The organism is Pseudomonas sp. 05N434 (assembly GCF_056396965.1).
In genome coordinates, this window is the sequence record NZ_JBFTMK010000608.1 from 1 (window position 1) to 4,386 (window position 4,386).

General features: G+C 59.6%; 6 protein-coding genes and 1 pseudogene. 1 reads left to right on the top strand and 6 read right to left on the bottom strand.

The features are described 5' to 3' along the window. Positions 1-233: 233 nt before the first annotated feature. A complete protein-coding gene (locus tag AC1DLB_RS26710; protein WP_064619259.1) occupies positions 234-689 on the bottom strand; it encodes a MarR family winged helix-turn-helix transcriptional regulator in 456 nt (151 codons plus the stop codon). Positions 690-771: 82 nt separating this feature from the next. Here AC1DLB_RS26710 and AC1DLB_RS26715 point away from each other — a divergent pair, with 82 nt between their 5' ends. Next, the gene (locus AC1DLB_RS26715) at positions 772-1,938 is read left to right on the top strand and encodes an aminotransferase-like domain-containing protein (protein WP_477743810.1); all 1,167 of its coding nucleotides are present in this window, start codon (positions 772-774) and stop codon (positions 1,936-1,938) included. 15 nt (positions 1,939-1,953) lie between these two features. Here AC1DLB_RS26715 and AC1DLB_RS26720 read toward each other — a convergent pair. The 5 genes and pseudogenes from AC1DLB_RS26720 to AC1DLB_RS26740 all read right to left on the bottom strand — a co-directional run. Beyond that, positions 1,954-2,022: pseudogene (locus AC1DLB_RS26720) on the bottom strand (glutaredoxin); the annotation flags it as partial. Between the two features lie 101 nt (positions 2,023-2,123). After that, entirely contained in the window at positions 2,124-2,669 is a 546-nt protein-coding gene (gene folE, locus AC1DLB_RS26725; RefSeq protein ID WP_477785981.1) for a GTP cyclohydrolase I FolE, read from the bottom strand. Between the two features lie 77 nt (positions 2,670-2,746). After that, positions 2,747-3,304: a Smr/MutS family protein gene (locus AC1DLB_RS26730; protein WP_008005647.1), complete on the bottom strand. Its 558-nt coding sequence runs from the start codon at positions 3,302-3,304 to the stop codon at positions 2,747-2,749. Positions 3,305-3,393: 89 nt separating this feature from the next. Further along, positions 3,394-3,714, bottom strand: a complete 321-nt coding sequence (locus tag AC1DLB_RS26735) for a hypothetical protein (protein ID WP_018925195.1) — start codon at positions 3,712-3,714, stop codon at positions 3,394-3,396. A gap of 131 nt (positions 3,715-3,845) precedes the next feature. After that, positions 3,846-4,386, bottom strand: a 541-nt coding sequence (locus tag AC1DLB_RS26740) for a cysteine hydrolase family protein (protein WP_477785982.1), incomplete at its 5' end; no start/stop codon positions are given.

The following is a 4,386-nucleotide window of genomic DNA, read 5'->3' on the forward strand; positions in this document are numbered from 1 at the left end:
TTTGTATACAAATAAAGCAAATAATGTTTTTGATTTTGTAGACGAAAAAAATGGCAGGCGGGGTATATAGATATGAAATGTGATGTGTAGCGAGCTGTTTGTGGCGAGGGAGCTTGCTCCCGCTGGGGCGCGCAGCGGCCCGACTCAGGCGGTGGCAATTTTTCAGGCATACCGGCGTTATCGTTCTTTGCGACTGCTGCGCAGCCGAACGGGAGCAAGCTCCCTCGCCACAGTCAGGTGTCGTTCCGATCAACTCTGGTTACTTCCCCCAATGCCTGATTCACCGCCAACCACCCATTCACCGCCGTCTCCCCAGCTTCGGCAAACACCCGCTCGAGCAATTTCACCTGCTCGCGCCGCAACGACTGCTCGAACCGCGCGCCTTCCACGGTCAGTTCCAGCAGCCGCTTACGCTTGTCGGTCTGGGACGCGACGCTGTTCACCAAATGCATTTCCACCAACTGCCGCAGCGGAATGTTCAGCGCCTGCTTGGTCACGCCGAGCAACGCCAGCAACTCCTTGACGCTCAGGTTCGGATAACGCGCGATGAAAAACACGATGCGCTGATGCACCCGGCTCAAGCCGCGACGCTCGAGCATTTCATCAGCCTTGGCGGTGAAGGCCTGATAGCCGAAGAAGAAGGCTTCCATGGCTTGTTGCTGGGTGGTGGGGTTTTTAAGGTCAAGCATGTTGACGTATCCGCTCGGTCTGTCGTAATTTCGGTCAATCAGTTTGACTCATTTTCCTCAGGCCTCGCTACCGGTGACCCCCATGGCTTTTTCCGAACGTGTCTCGCGCCTTAAAAGTTCTTTGATCCGTGAAATCCTCGCCGCCGCCCAGCGCCCGGAAGTGATGTCGTTCGCCGGCGGTTTGCCGGCCGAAGCCATGCTGCCGAAAGTCGAGTGGGCGCAGATGCCGCTGTCCATGGGCCAATACGGGATGAGCGAAGGCGAGCCGGCACTGCGTGAAGCGTTGGCGGCCGAAGCCCGGGCGTTGGGCGTGCCGTGTGAGGCGAGTCAGGTATTGGTGGTCAGCGGTTCGCAACAAACCCTCGATCTGGCGGCCAAGCTCCACATCGACAAAGGCACCGAAATCCTGCTTGAAGCGCCGACCTACCTGGCGGCGTTGCAGATTTTTCAGCTGTTTGGCGCCGATTGCATCACCGTCCCGCTGGAGGCTGATGGCCCGAACCTGGTGCAACTGCGCAGCCGTCTGGAACAACACAAGCCAGCGTTCATCTACCTGATCCCGACGTTTCAGAATCCGTCGGCGGTGCGCTACAGCGAAGCCAAGCGCGATGCGGTGGCGGCGTTACTCGACGAGTTCGGCGTGACCCTGATCGAAGACGAACCCTATCGCGAACTGACCTTCGATGGCGGCAGCGCCACACCGATCGTCAGCCGCTTGACCAAGGCCAGTTGGATCTACACCGGCACCGTGTCGAAAACCCTGCTGCCGGGCCTGCGGGTTGGTTATTTGATTGCCAGTCCGGACCTGTTCCCGCATTTGCTGCGGCTCAAGCAATCGGCCGATCTGCACACCAACCGCATCGGGCAGTGGCAAGCGCTGCAATGGATCGGTACTGAAAAATACCAGCAGCATCTAGGCGAGTTGCGGGACTTCTACCGGGTTCGTCGGGATGCGTTCCAGTTGGCACTGGAAAGGCATTTTTCCGATCTGGCGGATTGGAACGTGCCGCAGGGTGGGCTGTTTTTCTGGCTGACGCTCAAGCAGCCGCTGGATACCCGCACGCTGCTCAAAGCGGCGCTGGCAGCAGATGTGGCGTTCATGCCGGGCGAACCGTTTTTCCCTGAGCCGGATAACAACCCCGGCCATCTGCGGCTGAACTTCAGCCACATTGATCCGGCACGGCTGGACGAAGGGCTCAAGCGATTGGCAGCGGTGGTGCGTCAGGCCCAAGCGGCGCAAGCAGCCTGAGGCTGTTGGTGGGAGAGGACGGGTGATGAAATCGATGAAGATGATCAGTTGGCCGAGGCCGACACGAAGCGCTTTTACGAACACGGTATAAGTCTCTCAGGGCAAACAGAAGGCGCGCAGCTTACCTGATTTTTCGCAGGCGAAAAAAAACCGGCGATCAGTGCCGGTTTTCTTCGTGCTGCGAATTACTTGATCAGGCTGAGAAACTCGCTGCGGGTGGCGGCGTTTTCGCGGAACTCACCGAGCATCACCGAGGTGATCATCGTCGAATTCTGTTTCTCCACACCGCGCATCATCATGCACATGTGCTTGGCCTCGATCACCACCGCCACGCCCAGGGCGCCGGTGACTTGCTGGACCGCATCGGCGATCTGGCGGCTGAGGTTTTCCTGGATCTGCAGGCGGCGGGCGTACATATCGACGATCCGCGCGACTTTCGACAGTCCCAGTACCTTGCCGCTCGGAATATAGGCAACGTGCGCCTTGCCGATGAACGGCAGCAGGTGATGCTCGCACAACGAGTAGAGCTCGATGTCCTTGACCAGCACCATCTCGCTGTTGTCGGAGCTGAACAAGGCACCGTTGGTGACCTCTTCCAKCGTCTGTTCATAACCGCGGCAGAGGTACTGCATGGCTTTGGCGGCACGTTTTGGCGTGTCGAGCAGGCCCTCGCGGGACACGTCCTCGCCCAATTGGCCGAGAATCGCGGTGTAATTCTGTTCCAGGGACATGAAACTACCTGTGGGATTTTACGCAAAGGGCAAGGGTACGGTGGCAAACACGGCGCTGCAAGCGTGAAGCGACAGCTTTACTCGTCGCGACCTTCCATCATGGTTCGTTTAAGCATCACGTAAACCGCTCCAGCGCCGCCGTGTTTCGGCTGGCACGAGGTGAAGCCGAGCACTTGTGGATGCTGACGTAGCCAAGTGTTGACGTGACTCTTGATCATCGGCCGCTTGCCGTCCAGACGCACGGCTTTGCCGTGGGTGACGCGCACGCAGCGGATTTCGAATTTAGTTGCTTCGGCCAGAAACGCCCAGAGGGTTTCACGGGCCTTTTCCACGTTCATGCCATGCAGGTCGAGGCTGCCTTCGAACGGAATCTGTCCGATCTTGAGCTTGCGCATCTGGCTTTCCTGAACACCGTCACGCGCCCACATCAGCTCGTCTTCCGGGCCGACATCAATCACAAACTGATCGGACAGCCCGTCAACGGTGGTCGCATCGGTGCGCACAGTGGCGGCCTGGCGCAGCTTGGCGATTTGCGCGCGGTCGGCCTTGGGTTTGCCGGTTTCGGCGCGATCGTGCTTGATCGGCTTGACGCCTTGGATCGCGCTTTTGAACAGGGAAAAATCGTCGTCTTGCATGTCAGCCTCCGCGAAGGGGGGGGGCAGTTTACCCAAGTCGGAGCGCTATCCATAACAATTGAGGCCCGTCAAAACGCCAGGCCTTTGATTCAGTCGTGTTTTTTCATCAGGTGCGGGGCTATGTTCAGCTCTCGCGACTGGCGCGAACGGCGACGGCAGCGGCGCCATAGCGACACGCCGAGGTACAGCACGAACACGCCCACCGCCAGAATGATCGACGAGCCCAGCGGGCTGGCATTCAACTCGCCCAACGCCGGTGGCCGCCCGAGCAGGCTGGCCGCGCCGGCCATCGCCAGCAATACACCGCACATCGCCAGCAGGGCAGCGAACGCTGCGCCGAAACGAAATCGCCAGTTGCGTTGGCCCTTGGGCCGCAAGCGGCGTGCATCAAAACCATCGGATAACTTCATTCCGACCTTCCTCAATGGGTATCGGCCCTTCGACCGGGAGTTGACCGGGATGTTCCTGAGGCTAGGGCAATTACGGCAAATGAGAGGCTTTTGCGGATGAGCGGCGGTTTGGGCCGCTCATCGACGGTCGATCAGATCAGATCGCGGGTCAGGGCGAGGGTGGCGAAGTTGTCCGCCATGATCGCCATTTCGGTCTGCTGAACGTGTTCGGCGCTGAGGATCCCGCCCTTGCAAGGCAAATCCCGCGTCGCGCAGGCGTCTTCCACCAGGGTGCAGCGAAAGCCCAGGTTCTTCGCCGCACGCACGGTGGTGCTGACGCTGGAGTGACTCATGAAACCGCAAACGATCAGGTCGAGCGAGCCCAGTTGTTGCAGGCGATCGTACAGTTCGGTGCCGTGAAACGCGCTTGGCAGCAATTTGCCGATGACGGTTTCGTCGCCCTGTGGCTCCAGGCCCGGGATGAACTCACCGCGTTCGCCCTGGGGATCGAACAGCCCACCGACGGTGCCGAGGTGACGCACATGCACGATTGGCCGACCGGCTGCACGGGCAGCGGTCAGCAGGTGTTTGATGTTTGCGACGGCAGCATCCATGCCGCTCAGGGCCAGCGGACCACTGAGGTATTCTTTCTGGGCATCGATGATGACTAGGGTCGCATGACCCAGATTGGCC

Coding starts and splice junctions, on each gene's coding strand:
- AC1DLB_RS26715 (WP_477743810.1), top strand. CDS start 772: ATGGCTTTTTCCGAACGTGTCTCGCGCCTTAAAAGTTCTTTGATCCGT.
- AC1DLB_RS26710 (WP_064619259.1), bottom strand. CDS start 689: ATGCTTGACCTTAAAAACCCCACCACCCAGCAACAAGCCATGGAAGCC.
- AC1DLB_RS26735 (WP_018925195.1), bottom strand. CDS start 3,714: ATGAAGTTATCCGATGGTTTTGATGCACGCCGCTTGCGGCCCAAGGGC.
- AC1DLB_RS26730 (WP_008005647.1), bottom strand. CDS start 3,304: ATGCAAGACGACGATTTTTCCCTGTTCAAAAGCGCGATCCAAGGCGTC.